The sequence below is a fragment of the Acidiphilium multivorum AIU301 genome (genome assembly GCF_000202835.1).
Lineage (GTDB): Bacteria > Pseudomonadota > Alphaproteobacteria > Acetobacterales > Acetobacteraceae > Acidiphilium > Acidiphilium multivorum.
In genome coordinates, this window is the sequence record NC_015186.1 from 3,145,184 (window position 1) to 3,160,803 (window position 15,620).

General features: G+C 68.1%; 17 protein-coding genes. 12 read left to right on the top strand and 5 right to left on the bottom strand.

The window, feature by feature from the left end; translation table 11 throughout:
- Positions 1-39: 39 nt before the first annotated feature.
- The 3 genes from ACMV_RS14270 to ykgO all read right to left on the bottom strand — a co-directional run bounded on the left by ACMV_RS14270 (position 40) and on the right by ykgO (position 2,968).
- On the bottom strand, positions 40-1,218 hold the full coding sequence (locus ACMV_RS14270) for an FAD-binding protein (RefSeq protein WP_013640880.1): 1,179 nt from the start codon (positions 1,216-1,218) through the stop codon (positions 40-42).
- On the bottom strand, positions 1,215-2,675 hold the full coding sequence (locus ACMV_RS14275; protein ID WP_013640881.1) for an FAD-linked oxidase C-terminal domain-containing protein: 1,461 nt from the start codon (positions 2,673-2,675) through the stop codon (positions 1,215-1,217). Before ACMV_RS14275 ends, ACMV_RS14270 begins: the two co-directional genes overlap by 4 nt.
- Positions 2,676-2,842: 167 nt before the next feature.
- Positions 2,843-2,968, bottom strand: a complete 126-nt coding sequence (gene ykgO, locus ACMV_RS14280; protein WP_007421634.1) for a type B 50S ribosomal protein L36 — start codon at positions 2,966-2,968, stop codon at positions 2,843-2,845.
- Between the two features lie 145 nt (positions 2,969-3,113).
- Between ykgO and ACMV_RS14285 the strand changes: the two genes are divergently transcribed.
- The 12 genes from ACMV_RS14285 to ACMV_RS14340 all read left to right on the top strand — a co-directional run bounded on the left by ACMV_RS14285 (position 3,114) and on the right by ACMV_RS14340 (position 13,431).
- Positions 3,114-3,554 (top strand): hypothetical protein, encoded by a 441-nt coding sequence (locus tag ACMV_RS14285; RefSeq protein ID WP_007421635.1) that lies wholly within the window; start codon positions 3,114-3,116, stop codon positions 3,552-3,554.
- Positions 3,551-4,456: a D-amino-acid transaminase gene (locus ACMV_RS14290; RefSeq protein ID WP_007421636.1), complete on the top strand. Its 906-nt coding sequence runs from the start codon at positions 3,551-3,553 to the stop codon at positions 4,454-4,456. The genes ACMV_RS14285 and ACMV_RS14290 overlap by 4 nt, the downstream gene beginning before the upstream one ends.
- 9 nt (positions 4,457-4,465) lie before the next feature.
- Positions 4,466-5,206: a UMP kinase gene (pyrH, locus tag ACMV_RS14295; protein WP_007421637.1), complete on the top strand. Its 741-nt coding sequence runs from the start codon at positions 4,466-4,468 to the stop codon at positions 5,204-5,206.
- A 9-nt stretch (positions 5,207-5,215) separates the two neighbouring features.
- Positions 5,216-5,782 (top strand): ribosome recycling factor, encoded by a 567-nt coding sequence (frr, locus tag ACMV_RS14300; protein ID WP_007421638.1) that lies wholly within the window; start codon positions 5,216-5,218, stop codon positions 5,780-5,782.
- 8 nt (positions 5,783-5,790) lie between these two features.
- Positions 5,791-6,555 carry a polyprenyl diphosphate synthase gene (uppS, locus tag ACMV_RS14305; RefSeq protein WP_007421639.1) on the top strand — a complete coding sequence of 255 codons (765 nt, stop codon included), beginning with the start codon at positions 5,791-5,793 and terminating at the stop codon, positions 6,553-6,555.
- Positions 6,552-7,247, top strand: a complete 696-nt coding sequence (locus tag ACMV_RS14310; RefSeq protein ID WP_013640882.1) for a phosphatidate cytidylyltransferase — start codon at positions 6,552-6,554, stop codon at positions 7,245-7,247. The genes uppS and ACMV_RS14310 overlap by 4 nt, the downstream gene beginning before the upstream one ends.
- Positions 7,238-8,413, top strand: a complete 1,176-nt coding sequence (dxr, locus tag ACMV_RS14315) for a 1-deoxy-D-xylulose-5-phosphate reductoisomerase (protein WP_012040140.1) — start codon at positions 7,238-7,240, stop codon at positions 8,411-8,413. The genes ACMV_RS14310 and dxr overlap by 10 nt, the downstream gene beginning before the upstream one ends.
- A gap of 70 nt (positions 8,414-8,483) precedes the next feature.
- Complete coding sequence (gene rseP / locus ACMV_RS14320; protein ID WP_013640883.1) at positions 8,484-9,545, top strand: RIP metalloprotease RseP; 1,062 nt, start codon at positions 8,484-8,486, stop codon at positions 9,543-9,545.
- 173 nt (positions 9,546-9,718) lie between these two features.
- A complete protein-coding gene (gene ilvC / locus ACMV_RS14325) occupies positions 9,719-10,738 on the top strand; it encodes a ketol-acid reductoisomerase (protein WP_007422622.1) in 1,020 nt (339 codons plus the stop codon).
- 106 nt (positions 10,739-10,844) lie between these two features.
- On the top strand, positions 10,845-11,777 hold the full coding sequence (cysK, locus tag ACMV_RS14330) for a cysteine synthase A (RefSeq protein ID WP_013640884.1): 933 nt from the start codon (positions 10,845-10,847) through the stop codon (positions 11,775-11,777).
- Entirely contained in the window at positions 11,774-12,403 is a 630-nt protein-coding gene (locus ACMV_RS14335) for a DedA family protein (RefSeq protein WP_013640885.1), read from the top strand. Before cysK ends, ACMV_RS14335 begins: the two co-directional genes overlap by 4 nt.
- Positions 12,403-13,431 (top strand): hypothetical protein, encoded by a 1,029-nt coding sequence (locus ACMV_RS14340; protein ID WP_013640886.1) that lies wholly within the window; start codon positions 12,403-12,405, stop codon positions 13,429-13,431. Before ACMV_RS14335 ends, ACMV_RS14340 begins: the two co-directional genes overlap by 1 nt.
- A gap of 7 nt (positions 13,432-13,438) precedes the next feature.
- On the opposite strand, the gene ACMV_RS14345 is transcribed toward ACMV_RS14340, so the two are convergent.
- Together ACMV_RS14345 and ACMV_RS14350 are read right to left on the bottom strand one after the other, a co-directional pair.
- Complete coding sequence (locus ACMV_RS14345) at positions 13,439-14,281, bottom strand: TIGR01459 family HAD-type hydrolase (RefSeq protein ID WP_012040144.1); 843 nt, start codon at positions 14,279-14,281, stop codon at positions 13,439-13,441.
- The gene (locus tag ACMV_RS14350) at positions 14,278-15,549 is read right to left on the bottom strand and encodes an FGGY-family carbohydrate kinase (RefSeq protein WP_013640887.1); all 1,272 of its coding nucleotides are present in this window, start codon (positions 15,547-15,549) and stop codon (positions 14,278-14,280) included. The genes ACMV_RS14345 and ACMV_RS14350 overlap by 4 nt, the downstream gene beginning before the upstream one ends.
- Positions 15,550-15,620 lie beyond the last annotated feature (71 nt).

Consider the following 15,620-nt stretch of genomic DNA (forward strand, 5'->3'; position numbering starts at 1 on the left):
TGTCTTCGTCCTCGAGCGCAAGGCGCCCGCTGCTCCTGCTCAGGCGGCGTGAAGCCGCCCGGGGTTGAGAATTCCGGCCGGGTCGAATGCGGCGGTAACACGGCGGCGGATCGCGGCCAGCGCGTCTGGCTCGCGCGGCAAGGCGTCAGGGCTATGGCGTAGCGCGTCCGGGGCGCGCAACAGCCACCATTCACCGCCAGCACGTCGCGCAGCGTTGGCGATGGCGGCATGCGCCGCCTCATCTCCCGGCCCGCTCAGGAACACCAGACCGCCGCCCCAGTCGAGATAACCATCGAGTCCCGCGGCCTGTGCCGCTTCGAGAATGGATGGGCCGGCGGATGGACGCACGGAAATGCGCCAGACCGCATCACCCTCGCGCACGGCTAGCGGCGCGGCATCGCGCACCGCGCGCCAGAGCGCCAGGCTGGCCGAGGTGTCGAGCTGCTCGACCATGCCGAACGCACCCCAGATTTCGGCGAGGCGGCCGATCCGGTAGTGAACGGAGTCAGTGAAATCCTCGATCCGCGCAATGGTGATCGGGCGCGCATGGCCCAGCGCCGCCGCGGCGCCTTCGGGCAAATGCGCGGCTCCCGTCACCGAGAAGGGCGAGCCGAGCGCCGCCGACAGCGCCTTGACGGCGGTTGCCGCATCCAGCCCGGCCAGCACCACGGTGCCTGTTGCTTCCGGTGCGGGGAGCACCTTCAGCGTGATCTCGCTCATCACGCCGAGCGTGCCGTAGGAACCGGTGAACAGCTTGCAGAGGTCGAGTCCGGTGACGTTTTTCAGCACGCGCCCGCCGGAGCGGATCACCTCCGCCCGGCCGGTGACGGCGCGGATGCCCATCACATGGTCGCGCATCGCGCCCCAGGCGATCCGCCGCGGGCCGGACAGATTGGTCGCGATGATGCCGCCGACCGTCTGCGCCTCGGCGCCGAGAAAGGCGTAATGCGGCGGCTCGGCGATCAGGTGCTGGCCGGCTTCCGCCAGCTTCGCCTCGAGCGCGGCCAGGGTGGTGCCGGCGCGCGCGGAGACGATGAGCTCCTGCGGCGCATGCAGCGGAATGCCGGTGAGGTTGCGGGTGGACAGGGTTTCGGCCGTCTGCACCGGGCGGGCGAACCCGGCCTTCGAGCCGAGCCCTTCGATGGTCAGCGGGGTACGTGACGCCGCCGCCGCCTCGATCGCCGCGACCAACCCGGCTTCGTCGGAGGGGGCGATCATGCCGCGTGCGGCATCGGCGCCGGTGCCGTGTCCGTGCCCGGCTTGAGCGGAAACACCTTCGCCGTGTTCAGCAGCCAGCCAGCGTCGAAGGCGGTCTTGACCCGGCGCTGCTGGTCGAGCTCGGTTTCGGTGAACTGTACGCTCATCAGGTCCCGCTTCTCGACGCCGACGCCATGCTCGCCGGTCAGGCAGCCGCCGACCTCGACGCAGAGCTTGAGGATATCGGCGCCGAACGCTTCCGCCTTGTGCATGCTTTCGGGATTGTTGGCGTCGAACATGATGAGCGGGTGCAGGTTGCCGTCGCCGGCGTGGAAGATGTTGGCGACGCCAAGCCCATATTGCTCGCTCATCTCGCCGATGCGGCGCAGCACCTCGGGCAGTGTGCTGGTGGGGATGGTGCCATCCATGCAGAGATAGTCCGGGCTGATCCGCCCGATCGCGCCGAACGCACCCTTGCGCCCTTTCCAGATCGCCGCCGATTCCTCGGCCGATTGCGAAACCTTGAGGCTGATCGGGTCGAACCGGCCGCAGATTTCCCGGATCCGGCCGAGCAGCGCGTCCTGCTCCTCGACGGAGCCCTCGACCTCGATGATCAGCATGGCCTCGGCATCGAGCGGATAGCCGGCCTTGGCGAAGGCCTCGCAGGCGTGGATCGCCGGACGGTCCATGAATTCCAGCGCCACGGGAATGATGCCCGAGCCGATAATCGCATCGACGCAGCGCCCGGCGATCTCGTTCGACTTGAAGGCCGCGAGCATCGCCCTTGTGCCTTCCGGCGCGCGCAGCAGGCGCACGGTGATTTCGGTGGCGATGCCGAGCTGGCCCTCGCTGCCGATGACGATCCCCATCCAGTCATAGCCGGCGGTATCCAGATGCGCGCCGCCGAGTTCGAGGATTTCACCCTCGATGGTGACCAGCTTGATGCCGAGCACGTTGTTGGCGGTCACGCCGTATTTGAGGCAGTGCGCGCCGCCCGAATTCATGCCGATATTGCCGCCGATCATGCAGGCGAGCTGGCTGGAGGGGTCGGGGGCGTAGAAGAATCCATCCGCCTCGACGGCCTTGGTGATGCCGAGATTGGTGACGCCGGCCTGCACCACGGCGTAACGGTCGGCGTAATTTACGTCGAGAATGCGGTTCATCCGCATCATGCCGATCACCACGGCGTCGGCCAGCGGCAGCGCGCCGCCGGCAAGCGAGGTGCCAGCCCCGCGGGGGACGACGCGGACCCCGTTCTGATGGCAAAAGCGCAACACGGTGGCGACCTGCTCGGTGCTTTCGGGCAGGACGACGGCGAGCGGCATCTGGCGATAGGCGGAGAGCCCATCGGTCTCGTACGGTTTGAGACGTGACGGGTCGGTGATCACCGCGCGCGCGGGCAGCAGGGCGCGCAATCCCTCATGCACGGCATCGCGCCGGTCAAGGACATCGGCTTTCGGTTGCGGCAAGGCTATCACGACGGCTTTCTCCCCTTCACCCGCCTGTGAGATAATACTGTGCGGCGGAAACGGAAAGAGGAAGCCCGCCGGACGCGGTCAAGGATTGCCCGGAACGAAATCACCCGGAACCTCGCGGTCCGGGCGTTGCGTCACGCTGCGGTGCGCCGGCGAACCGGCGGGGCAGGTCAGCCCTGGCGGGCCTTCATCCGCGGGTTCTTCTTGTTGATCACGTAGACGCGGCCATGACGGCGCACGACGCGGCAGTTCTTGTCGCGGGCCTTGGCGGAGCGAAGCGAATTACGGACTTTCATGACACGGTTCTCGGGCTGTTCAGGATGTTGGGGCGGCTTATGGGAAGCATGGCGCCATCTGTCAACCGTCGGGGCGCAGATCGGCCCCGATTGACGCGGCGGTTGGCGGGCCGCATGGATCGGAAATCGGCGAGGAGTGACATCGATGGCGGAGCGGATGCGGATTTCGGCCCAGCGGATCGGCTTGATGCTGACCGCGTTCCTGATGATCACGCTGATCGGTGTGTTCGCGACCTTTGCGGCGCCGATCCCCGCCATGCGCGGCGTCCTGGCGGAGCGGGCAATCGCCAGCGCCGCCGCCACGGGCGACCCGGCGGCGATGAAATCCGCGCTCGCTGAGGCTCGCCCGCTGCTCGGCGTGACCGCGCAGAAAACGCTCGCCACGCTCACGCCCGACCGGGCCGGGCTTGCCCGCGCAGCCGGCCTGGTCGCCGCCGACACGAAGCTGGCGAGCGGCCTTGTTTCCTACCGGCTGCGCCTGCTGGTGATCGTGATCGGCGTGCTTGCCGCGCTGTTCGGCATCGCCCTGCTCGGCATCGGCGAAAGCCGGCCCACTCCCATCATCATGAAGGCACCCGAACCATGAGCCGCATCGCCTATGTCAACGGACGCTACGTACCCCAGCGCGAGGCCTCGGTGAATGTCGAGGACCGGGGATACCAGTTCGGCGACGGCGTCTACGAAGTCATCCACGTCCATGACGGGCGCTTCGTCGATACCGGGCTGCACCTCGCCCGGCTCGCCCGCTCGCTGCGTGAACTCGCCATCCCGAAGCCGATGGAGGATGGCGCGCTGCTCGTCGTGCTGCGCGAGGTCGTGCGTCGCAACCGAATCCGCGAGGGCATCGTCTATATGCAGGTCAGCCGCGGCGTCGCCCGGCGCGACCACGCCTTCCCGCGCGATGTCGCCCCCGCACTGGTGGTCACGGCGCGTCATGGCAAGGCCTTCCCGCGCGAAATCGACACATGGACCGGTACCGCCATCACCGCGCCGGACATCCGCTGGGGGCGGGTCGACATCAAGACCGTCAATCTGCTGCCCAACTGTCTTGCCAAGCAGAAGGCGCGCGAGGCCGGCGCCTATGAGGCGATCCTGATCGACCGCGACGGCAATGTCACGGAAGGGTCATCCACCACCGTGTGGGCGGTGGATGAAGACGGGGTGCTGCGTACCCGCCACCTCGATCATCACATCCTGCCCGGCTGCACCCGGGCTGCGGTGATTTCGCTGATGGAGGAGGCCGGCATCCGCTTCGAGGAGCGCGGCCTGTCCGAGGCGGAACTGCGCGCGGCGCGCGAGATCTTCCTGACCAGTGCGACGTCTTACGTGAAGCCGATGGTCCGGCTCGACGGCGTGGCGGTCGGCGAGGGCACGCCGGGCCCGGTGGCCCGCCGCCTGTTCGAACTTTTCGCCCGCCATGCCGACGGCGCCGCGCACAATGTGCCGCCCGCTTCCCCCCGCCTTGCGTCTTGCGGCGGAATCGGATGAAACGCCCCCATGACAGCGCAAGACCAGACTGACCATACGCGCTACCGGCGCGTCCTGCTCAAGGTTTCCGGCGAGGCCCTGATGGGCAGGCGGGACTACGGGCTCGATACGGACACCGTGGCCGCCATTGCCCAGGACATTGCCGATGTCGTCGCCATGCGCGTCGAGGTGTGTCTTGTGATCGGTGGCGGCAATATCTTCCGCGGCATTTCCGGTGCCGCCGGCGGGATGGACCGCGCCCAGGCCGACTATATGGGCATGCTCGCCACCGTGATGAACGCGCTCGCCATGCAGTCGGCCCTCGAGAAGCGCGGGGTGGCGACCCGCGTGCAGTCGGCCATCCCGATGTCCGCGGTCTGCGAGCCCTATATCCGCCGTCGCGCGGAACGGCATATGGAAAAGGGCCGCGTGGTGATCTTTGCCGCCGGCACCGGCAACCCGTTCTTCACGACCGACACCGCTGCGGCGCTGCGCGCCGTCGAGATGAAGTGCGATGTGCTGCTCAAGGGCACCCAGGTCGACGGCGTCTATTCCGCCGACCCGCGCAAGGTGGCCGACGCCGAACGTTACGCCGAACTCACCTATCACGAGGTTCTCGCCCGCGACCTTTCGGTGATGGATGCGGCGGCGATCAGCATCGCCCGCGAGAACGACCTGCCGATCATCGTCTTCAACATCCACGCGCCGGGCGCCTTCGCCAGCGTCATGCGGGGCGAGGGGAAGTTCACCCGCATCGTGGAACAGCGCTAGGAGCCCGCCATGGACGCCGATCTCGACACCCTTCTCGCCGACCTGCAACGCCGGATGGACGGCGCGATGGAAACGCTGAAGCGCGAATTTTCCGGCCTGCGTACCGGCCGCGCCAACCCCGCCCTGCTCGATCCGGTGAAGGTCGAGGCCTATGGCACGCTGATGCCGCTCAACCAGGTGGCCACCGTGGCGGTGCCGGAAAGCCGCATGCTCACCGTTCAGGTCTGGGATCGCGGCATGGTCAATGCGACGGTCGCCGCCATCCGCGACTGCGGGCTCGGCCTCAACCCACAGCCGGACGGGCAGCTCATCCGCGTGCCGCTGCCGTTGCTGACCGAGGAGCGCCGCAACGAACTCGCCCGCGCAGCCGGCAAATATGCCGAGGGTGCGCGCGTCGCCGTGCGCGGTGTGCGCCGCGATGGCATGGAGACGATCAAGGGGTTCGAGAAGAAGCACCAGATCGGTGAGGATCAGGGGCGCGACTGGGCCGACCGCGTTCAGAAACTGACCGACGCGACGATCAAGAAGATCGACGAACTGCTCGTCGAGAAGGAGAAGGACATCCGGCAGGTCTGAGCGGCCCGATGTCCGCCCCGCCTCCGGTTCCACCGCCGCCGGTACCGCGCCACATTGCCATCATCATGGACGGCAACGGGCGCTGGGCCGCGCGGCACGGCCTGCCCCGCGCGGCCGGACACCGCGAGGGGGTGCAAGCCGTGCGCCGGACCATCGAGGCGGCGATCGGCCACGGCGTCGAATGGCTTACGCTGTTCGCCTTTTCCTCGGAAAACTGGCGACGGCCGGTCGAGGAGGTGACCGATCTCACCTTCCTGCTGCGCCACTACCTGCGCTCCGAACTGCGTGAACTGGCCGAGGCCGGGGTGCGGCTTCACATCATCGGCGAGCGTGACCGCTTCGGTTCCTCGCTGAAGGCGGAACTCGCCGACGCCGAAGCCCGTACTGCGGCGAACCGCAAGCTCAACCTGGTGATCGCCCTATCCTACGGCGCGCGCGCCGAGATCGCGACGGCGGCGCGGCGCATCGCCGAGGCCGCCATGGCGGGAACGCTCGACCCCACGACGGTCGATGAGACCATCTTCGCCGCCCATCTCTCCACCGCCGGCATGCCCGACCCCGACCTTGTGATCCGCACCAGCGGCGAACAGCGCCTGTCCAACTTCCTGCTCTGGCAGGCCGCTTATGCCGAACTGGTGTTCGACGATGCGCTGTGGCCCGATTTCGGCGCCGCCAATCTTGGCCGCGCGATTGCCGAATATGCCCGTCGGGAACGCCGCTTCGGCGCCCGGCCTGGCCCGGCTGATGCACCGCCGGACGGCGAAGGGCCATGAGCGTGCCGGAGTCCCCCCCGACGCCCGGCGAAAGGTCCCGGCGCTTTCACGATCTCGGCCTTCGCGCGGCGTCCGCCGCCGTTCTCGTGCCGGTTGCCCTCGGTGCACTGGCATGGGGCGGTCTCGTCTGGGCGGTGCTGCTCGTGTTGCTTTTCGCCGGACTGATGTGGGAATGGGCTGGTTTGAGCCGTCACATCGTATCCGCCGCGCGGCCGCGCTTCCTGCTCGCCGGTGTCGTTTACGCTGCGGTTCCCGGCGCGGCGCTGGCCTGGCTGCGCGACCGGCCGGGCGGGCTCATCGACGTGCTGTTCCTGCTTGTCGTCGTCTGGATGACCGATATCGGGGCCTATGCGGTGGGCCGGCTGGCGGGCGGCCCGAAGCTCGCCCCGGCGATCTCGCCCGGCAAGACGGTGAGCGGCGCGGTTGGCGGCCTCGTGATCAGTGTTGCGGCCGGATTGCTCGTGGCAAGGTCCCCTGCCGCAATCCTGCCGGGTGCCATCATCAGCATCGTCTCGCAGGCGGGCGATCTTGCGGAAAGCGCGCTCAAGCGGCGGCTCGGCGTCAAGGATTCCGGCCGCACGATTCCCGGCCATGGCGGCCTGTTCGACCGGCTCGATGGCGTGCTCGCCGCAGCCCCGGTCGCCGCCGTCCTTGCATTGCTTGCCCAGGGAGGGGTACCGCTATGGCGGTGAAGACAGTCACGATCCTCGGCTCGACCGGCAGCGTCGGCACCCAGACCATCGACCTGCTGCAGGCGGATCCCGAAAACTATCGGGTCCGTGCGCTGATCGCCGGGCGAAACGCCGCCCTGCTCGCCGAGCAGGCCCGCTCGCTGCACGCCGAGATCGCCGTCATTGCTGACGAGAGCGCCTTCCCCGCCCTGCGCGACGCGCTGGCCGGCAGCGGCATCCGCGCCGAGGCCGGCCGCGCCGCCGTGATCGCCGCCGCCGCCGAGCCGGCCGACTGGACGATGGCCGCGATCACCGGCACCGCCGGCCTCGAACCCACCCTCGCCGCGACCCGCAACGGTGGGGCCATCGCGCTCGCCAACAAGGAGGCGCTGGTTTCCGCCGGCGACGTGTTCCTTGCCGCGATCGCCGCCGGCGGAGCGACGCTGCTGCCGGTCGATTCCGAACACAACGCCATCTTCCAGTCGCTCGCCGACGGCAACCGCGCCGCTCTGGAAAAGATCATCCTCACCGCTTCGGGCGGCCCGTTCCGGGAAGCAAGCCTCGACGAGATGAAGGACGCGACGCCGGAGACCGCGCTGAAGCATCCCGTCTGGTCGATGGGTGCGAAGATCTCGATCGATTCCGCCACCCTCTTCAACAAGGGGCTGGAGGTGATCGAGGCCGCGCGCATCTTCGGCCTCGCGCCGCATGAGATCGAGGTGCTGGTGCATCCGCAGTCGATCGTGCATGGCATGGTCTGCTATCGCGACGGATCGGTGCTGGCCCAGATGGGCGCGCCGGACATGCGCATCCCGATCGCCCACACCCTGGCCTGGCCGGCGCGCCTCGCGACCTCCTCGCCCCGGCTCGACCTCGCCGCCGCGGCGCGGCTCGACTTCCTTGCCCCCGATCCGGTGCGCTTCCCGGCGCTCCGTCTTGCGCGCGAGGCACTGGAAGCCGGCCATGGCGCCTCGACGGTGCTCAACGCCGCGAATGAGATCGCGGTTGAGGCGTTCCTGCGCCGGCGGATCGGCTTTCTCGACATCACGGCGGTGGTCGAACGGGTCATGCAGCGCCTCGGCGCGCCCCCGATCGGCGATCTCGCGGCCGTGCTTGCCCTCGATGCCGAAGCGCGCGCCATGGCGGAGGCGGAATTGCGCGCGAAGTCCGACCCGCGCGCGGCGTGACCCCTGTCGCCCGGTGGCCGCAATCCCATATCTCCAAGGCCATTCCAACGGCTGACGACACGAAGGTTCCATGATCGATTTCCTCCGTTCCGCTCTCGGCTTCATCGTCGTGCTCGGCGTGCTGGTGACCGTTCATGAGCTCGGGCATTATCTCGTCGCGCGCTGGCGCGGCGTGACGGTCGAGGCGTTCTCGCTGGGTTTCGGTCCGGCGCTCTTTTCCCGCACGGACCGGCACGGCACGGTCTGGAAAATCTCCGCCATCCCGCTTGGCGGCTATGTGCGGATGAAAGGCTGGGCCGAATTCGGCGCAGAACAGGCCGGTGCGACCGACCCCGGCAGTTTCGGCTCGAAGCGGCTTTCGGCCCGTGCCGCGGTAGTGGCGGCGGGCCCGGCGGCGAATTTCCTGCTGGCGATCGTGCTGTTCAGCGGCGTCTTCGCCACGGCCGGCGTGCCGACCGTATTGCCCGTGGTCAGCAAGGTAATGGCCGGGTCGCCGGCGGCGGCGGCAGGGCTCGCTAAGGGCGACCGGATCATGAGCATGAATGGCCAGCCGATCCGCACCTTTGACCAGCTGAGCGCGGTGGTCGCGGCTCATCCCGATGGCCGGATCGCGCTGAGCTATACGCGAAGCGGCGAAACCCACAGCCTGAACCTCACCCTCGGCACCGCGAAGATCGATGGCAATACAATCGGCCGGCTCGGCATCGAGGGGGCCGATGTGGAAATGCGCCGGTTGTCACCGCCGCAGGCGATCGTGCGCGGCGTTGCCGTGACCTGGCAGGCGACGGCGGCGACGCTGCACGGACTCTGGCAGCTGATTGACCAGCACAAGGGGCTGAATCAGCTCGGCGGCCCGGTCCGGATCGCGCAGATCTCGGGCCAGGCGGTGGCGCATGGCCTCGCCGATCTCGTCAGTTTCATGGCGCTGCTCTCGGTCAATCTCGGGTTGATCAACCTCGTGCCGATCCCGGTGCTCGATGGCGGCCATCTGCTGTTCTATGCGGCGGAGGCCGCCGCGGGCCGCGCGCTGCCGCGCCGGGTTCAGGAAATCGCGCTGCAATTCGGCGCCGCACTCCTGGTCTGCCTGATCATCTTCGTCACCTGGCACGATATCGCGCATCTTTTCGGCTGACGCGGCGCCGACCCGGTCCGATTTCGTGCGGGCGGGGCTCACGCAGGACGCCGAAAATTGCGGCAGCACCCGGTTTCACGGCAGCCATGTTGCGCCGGGGTGGTTGCCAAGCGGCGTGTTTTCCCCCATTCGATCCGCCGGATCGGTTACCCAGCGCCCGAGGGAGGCTTGCAATGCGCGTTTATTACGACAGTGATGCCGATGTGAATCTGATCAAGGCGAAGAAGGTCGCCGTGGTCGGTTACGGCAGCCAGGGCCATGCCCATGCCCTGAACCTCAAGGAATCCGGGGTGAAGGAGCTTGTCGTAGCACTCCGCAAGGGCTCGGCCGCGGTGGCCAAGGCCGAGGCCGCCGGCCTTCGGGTGATGACGCCGGAAGAGGCCGCCGCCTGGGCCGATGTGGTGATGATCCTGACGCCGGACGAAGGCCAGGGCGACCTCTACCGCGACAGCCTCGCCGCGAACCTGAAGCCGGGCGCCGCGATCGCCTTCGCGCACGGCCTCAACATCCATTTCAACCTGATCGAGCCGCGCGCGGATATCGACGTGTTCATGATCGCGCCGAAAGGCCCCGGCCACACGGTGCGCAGCGAATACCAGCGCGGCGGCGGCGTGCCCTGCCTTGTCGCGGTCGCGCAGAACCCCTCCGGCAACGCACTCGACATCGCGCTGTCCTACGCCTCGGCGATTGGCGGCGGCCGCGCCGGCATCATCGAGACCACCTTCAAGGAAGAGTGCGAGACCGACCTGTTCGGCGAGCAGACCGTGCTCTGCGGCGGTCTTGTCGAGCTCATCAAGGCCGGGTTCGAAACGCTGGTCGAAGCCGGCTATGCCCCGGAAATGGCCTATTTCGAGTGCCTTCACGAGGTGAAGCTGATCGTCGACCTCATCTATGAGGGCGGCATCGCCAACATGAACTACTCGATCTCGAACACCGCCGAATATGGCGAATACGTCACCGGTCCGCGGATGATCACGCCGGAGACCAAGGCCGAGATGAAGCGCGTTCTCGACGATATCCAGAAGGGCCGCTTCACCCGCGACTGGATGCTCGAGAACAAGGTGAACCAGACCAACTTCAAGGCGATGCGCCGCGCCAACGCCGCGCACCCGATCGAGGAGGTCGGCGAGAAGCTGCGCGCCATGATGCCCTGGATCAAGAAGGGCGCGCTGGTCGACAAGACCCGCAACTGATCGCGCGCGAAGAGCCGCGCGGCTTTCGCGCCGCGCGCTTCTTCATTACAACGATCCCCGGCCGCGCTTGCGGACCGGGGATCGTTCGTTTCGAGGGAGGCAGCACATGAAGATCGCCAAGGACGCCACCGAACTGGTTGGCAACACCCCGCTGGTGCGGATCAACCGCCTCGCCGCCGGTCTGCCCGGCACAGTCCTCGCCAAGCTCGAATTTTTCAATCCGGCCAATTCGGTGAAGGACCGCATCGGCGTTGCCATGATCGAGGCGGCGGAGCGCGACGGGTTGCTGAACGCGGACAGCGTGATTGTCGAGCCGACCTCGGGCAATACCGGCATCGCGCTCGCCATGGTCTGCGCGGCGAAGGGCTATCGCTGCATCCTCACCATGCCGGAGACGATGAGCAAGGAGCGCCGCGCGGTGCTGCGCGGCTACGGCGCCGAGGTGGTGCTGACTCCGGGTGCCGAGGGCATGGGCGGGGCAATCGCGAAGGCGAAGGCCATCGCGGCGTCCGGCCCCAATTTCTTCATCCCGCAGCAGTTCGAGAATCCGGCCAATCCGGAAATCCATCGTCGCACTACCGCCGAGGAAATCTGGCGCGATACCGATGGCACGGCGGACATTCTGGTTGCCGGCATCGGCACCGGCGGCACCATCACAGGGGCGGGTCAGGTGCTGAAGCAGCGCAAGCCCTCGTTCCGCTGTGTCGCGGTCGAGCCGGACGCTTCGGCGATCCTCTCCGGCGGGGAGAAGGGGCCGCACATGATCCAGGGGATCGGCGCCGGCTTCGTGCCCGATATTCTTGATACCAGCGTCTATGACGAGGTTGTGCGCGTGACCAACGACCAGGCGCTTGAGATGGCCCGTCGCGCCGCACGCGAGGAGGGGCTGATGGTCGGCATTTCCTCCGGCGCCGCACTGCATGCGGCGATCGAGGTGGCGAGGCGTCCCGAGACCGAGGGCAAGCTGATCGTCGCGATCATCCCCTCCTATGGCGAGCGCTATCTCTCCACCGCCCTGTTCGCCGGCCTCGCCGATTGATCGCCGCGCTCGCACATTTCATCACCAGCGTCATCTCTGCCCTCGGCTATGCCGGGGTCGCGGGGTTGATGGCCCTGGAATCGGCCTGCATTCCACTGCCTTCCGAGATCATCCTGCCGTTTTCCGGCTACCTGGTCTCGACCGGGCGGTTCGATCTCTGGATGGTCGCCCTCGCCGGGGCGATCGGCTGCAATCTCGGGTCCACGGTCGCCTGGGCGGTCGGCTATGTGGGCGGGCGGCCGCTGGTCGAGCGCTGGGGGCGGTACATCCTGCTCGATCAGGGTGAACTCGTGCTGGTCGAGCGGTTTTTCGCGCGATTCGGCGCGGTCACGGTGCTGGTCAGCCGCATGCTGCCCATCGTGCGCACCTATATCGCCCTGCCGGCCGGCATCGCACGGATGAATTTCTGGACGTTCCAGCTCTACACTTTCGTCGGCTCGCTGCCCTGGTGCCTGGGCCTCGCCTATGCCGGACTCAGGCTTGGGCGCGCCTGGGACAACTCACCGCGCCTGCAGTCGTTCATGCACGGCTTCACCCTGCTCACCGGGCTGGCCATCCTGATCTTTGCCGCCTGGTATGCACGCAAGCTTTGGCGCGATCATCACCCGCGTCGCCGGGACGCCTGATGAGGACGCTGACCCTGCATGTCGGCATGGGCAAGACGGGGACGACAGCGATCCAGAACGCACTGCGTGCCGCGGCCCCGGCGCTGCGCGGCCGCGGTGTGTTCTGCTGCGACCACTGGCTGCTCTCCGGGACGATGGGCGGCAGCGGATTCGCCGGCGCGGACGAGTTCGCCCACTTGCTCGGCGTTGATCCGCCGGGTTTCGCGGCACGACTCGGGCGGATTTTCGATGCCAGCAACGAGATGTTGACGCTCAGCAACGAAATCATCTGGAGCAATGAGGCGCTGGTTTCGGCCTGGGACGCCGTTGGCGCCTTTGCGGCGGACTTCGCCACTGCCGGTGGCTGCGCCCGCATCGTGCTCTATCTTCGCCACCAGCTCGACTGGCTGGTCTCGGCCTATCTGCAATGGTGCGTGAAGGACAAGCTGACGCCGGGCCGGGTGATCGACTTCGAGCGCTATCGCGCCGAATCGGCCGCCCTTCTGGATTATCCCGCCCTTGTCACCCGCTGGCGGCAGGCGGCCTCACCCGCCGAGGTGATCGTCCGGCCCTATGAACCGGGCATCGACGCCGTGGCGGATTTCGCGTCCGTTGCCGGCATCGAGGGGATGCTGGTGGGCGACCGCGCGCACCCGACGCCCGGGTATACGGCGCATGTGCTGACCAAACTGATCGGCGACCAGCACGACGAGCCGCACCTTGCCGGCGACCTGATCGAACTGCTTGCCAGAGCGGGCGTCTACCAGAGGGATTTCCATCCGGTCGATCCGTGCCTGATCGACCTGACGGATGAGGCCGCCGCCGCGATCGCCGGCGAATACGACGCGCGGAACGAGGCCCTGATCCCGCTCTGTGGCTTCGCGCCGCGCCGGGGCGGCGTGCCGCCGCAACTTGGCCGCCGGCCGCATTCCGGGCCGGTGAATACCGATCTGATCGCCGCCCTGCTCGAACTCCTGCTCCATCAGCATCGCGAACTCGCGGCCCAGCGCGGCCGGATCGAGGCGCTGGAGGCGCGGCTCGGCACGTAGAGCAGCCTCAGAATGCGAAGCGCGGGGCGACGGCGTCCGGCAGGGTCGAAAACCGTCGCATTTCGACGCGCAGGGCCGCGTCGTCGAGCCCGTCGATGATCCCGGTGCGGACCAGAAGCCCCCGGCAACCCGCCGCGACGGCGCCGGCGATGTCGTGTTCGAGGCTGTCGCCCACGCCGAAGATGCGTGCGTGGGGAACGCCGGGCAACAGAGCGAGGGCGGCGTCGTAGACGTCGGCATGAGGCTTGCCGAACCAGCGCACTGTTCCTCCCGCAGCTTGGTAGGCCTCCGCCAGGGCGCCGGCGCCCGGATGCAGCCGGCCGCCCGCGAGCATGAGGCGGTCGGGATTGGTGCAGATCGCCGGCACCCCGCGCGTGGCCGCCGGCGCCATGCGTGACCAAAGCGCATCGTAGCCATGGCGGTCGGCTTCCGATCCGGCGATCATCACGAGGTCGGCTTCTTCGGCCGTTTCGACTGGCGCGATGTCGAAGCCCTCCAGAATGTCGAGCGCCGGATCGCGGGCGAAGAGCAGTACCCGGCAGCGGCGGCGGAGATATGCCGGCGGCGCCGCGCGCAGGACCTGCCAGGCGACCTCGCCGGAGCATAGTGACGCGTCGAAGCAGTCAGCGGTGATGCCCATCGCGGCGAGACGGTGGATGTTGTTCGACGCGCGGCGGCCTGAATTGGACAGCAGGATGACGCGCTTGCCCGCCGCGCGCAGCGTCCGCAGCGTTTCGATCGCGCCGGGATAGGGCGTTTCGCCATCGTGGATCGTGCCGAACTGGTCGATCAGGAAGGCATCCGCCGCATCCGCGAGAGCGGCGAGTCCGGAGATGGCGCGGATCGTCATGTGGCGACTCCGTGTCGCGCGAGGCGGGCCGCGCCATAGGCTGCTTCCGTGTGGGTTGCGGCGGTCACCTCGACTCCGATGATCCGGGCGCGCAGTGCGGTCCAGACCGGATTGGCAGCCCCGCCGCCGACGCTGAAAATCCGGCGAACCGGCGGCGCGCCGAGTTCGGCGAGACGCCGATAGGCCTCCGCCTCGATCCGCGCGAGGCCTTCGAGCAGCCCGTGCAGGAAGCGGGCATCGTCGTCCGGCCGCGGTTCGAGCCGGGGCGGCAGCGCCGGATCGCTCACCGGAAAGCGCTCGCCGGGGCTCGGCAGGGGATAGTAGTCGAGTCCCGAATCCCGCGCCGGATCAATGCGCGTCGAGAGTGCCGCGAGTTGGTCGGGCGTGAAGAAACGGGCGAGTACGGCGGCGCCGGCATTCGATGCACCGCCCGGCAGGAAGCACCCGAGCAGGCGGTGGCTGTAGACGCCGAAGGCGGGCGCGGAGACCGGACGTTCCGACAGCAGCTTGACCGTCAGTGTCGAACCCAGGGCGGAAACGCCGTCGCCCGCCGTGTCGGCGCCGGTGGCGAGGAAGGATGCACAGCCATCGGTCGTGCCGGCGACGAGGCGGGCCTCGGGTGAAAAGCCGAAGCGGGTGGCGATATCCGCGCCGACATGGCCCACCGGGGTGCCTGGCTCGACGACGCTGGGCAGCAACGCGAGGTCGAGGCCAGTGGCCGCAATCCACCCCGGCCAGCGGCCGGCGCGCGGATCGTATCCCGATTTCAGCGCGTTGTTGGCATCCGAAACGCCATGGGGCGCGCCGAGACGGTGGGCGATCCAGTCCGCCTCGTGCAGGAAGCCGGCGAGGCCCGGAAGGGAAGCGCGGTCGAGCATACGCGCGAGGGGGGAGGATTGTCCGCGCGCCGGGCTGTCTTCCGGTGCGGCAGCGCTGACGCGCGCGACGGAAGCGGCTTCGGCCTTGTCATTATACAGCGTGGCCAGGCCGATCGGCGCGCCTGACATGTCGGTAGGAATGATCGTGCCGGAGGTGCCATCGACCGCGATGGCCGCGATGCGGCGCGGGTCCAGCGCCGCGCAGAGCATGTCGAGCGCGGAGGTGACGGCGGACCAGATCGAGGCAGGATCGCGGCGACGTGTGGCGGAGATCGCGGCACGACCCTCGGCGACGATCGTGCCGCTGTCATCGATCGCGATGGCGCGCACGCCCGACGTCCCGAGATCGACCCCGACCACGAGCCGCCCCGCATCCGGCACCTCATCCATTTTGCCGTTCCCCCCGAATCGCTGCCTAATTGTCATTTCGAATATTCAACATTGAATATTTCAGCATTTTT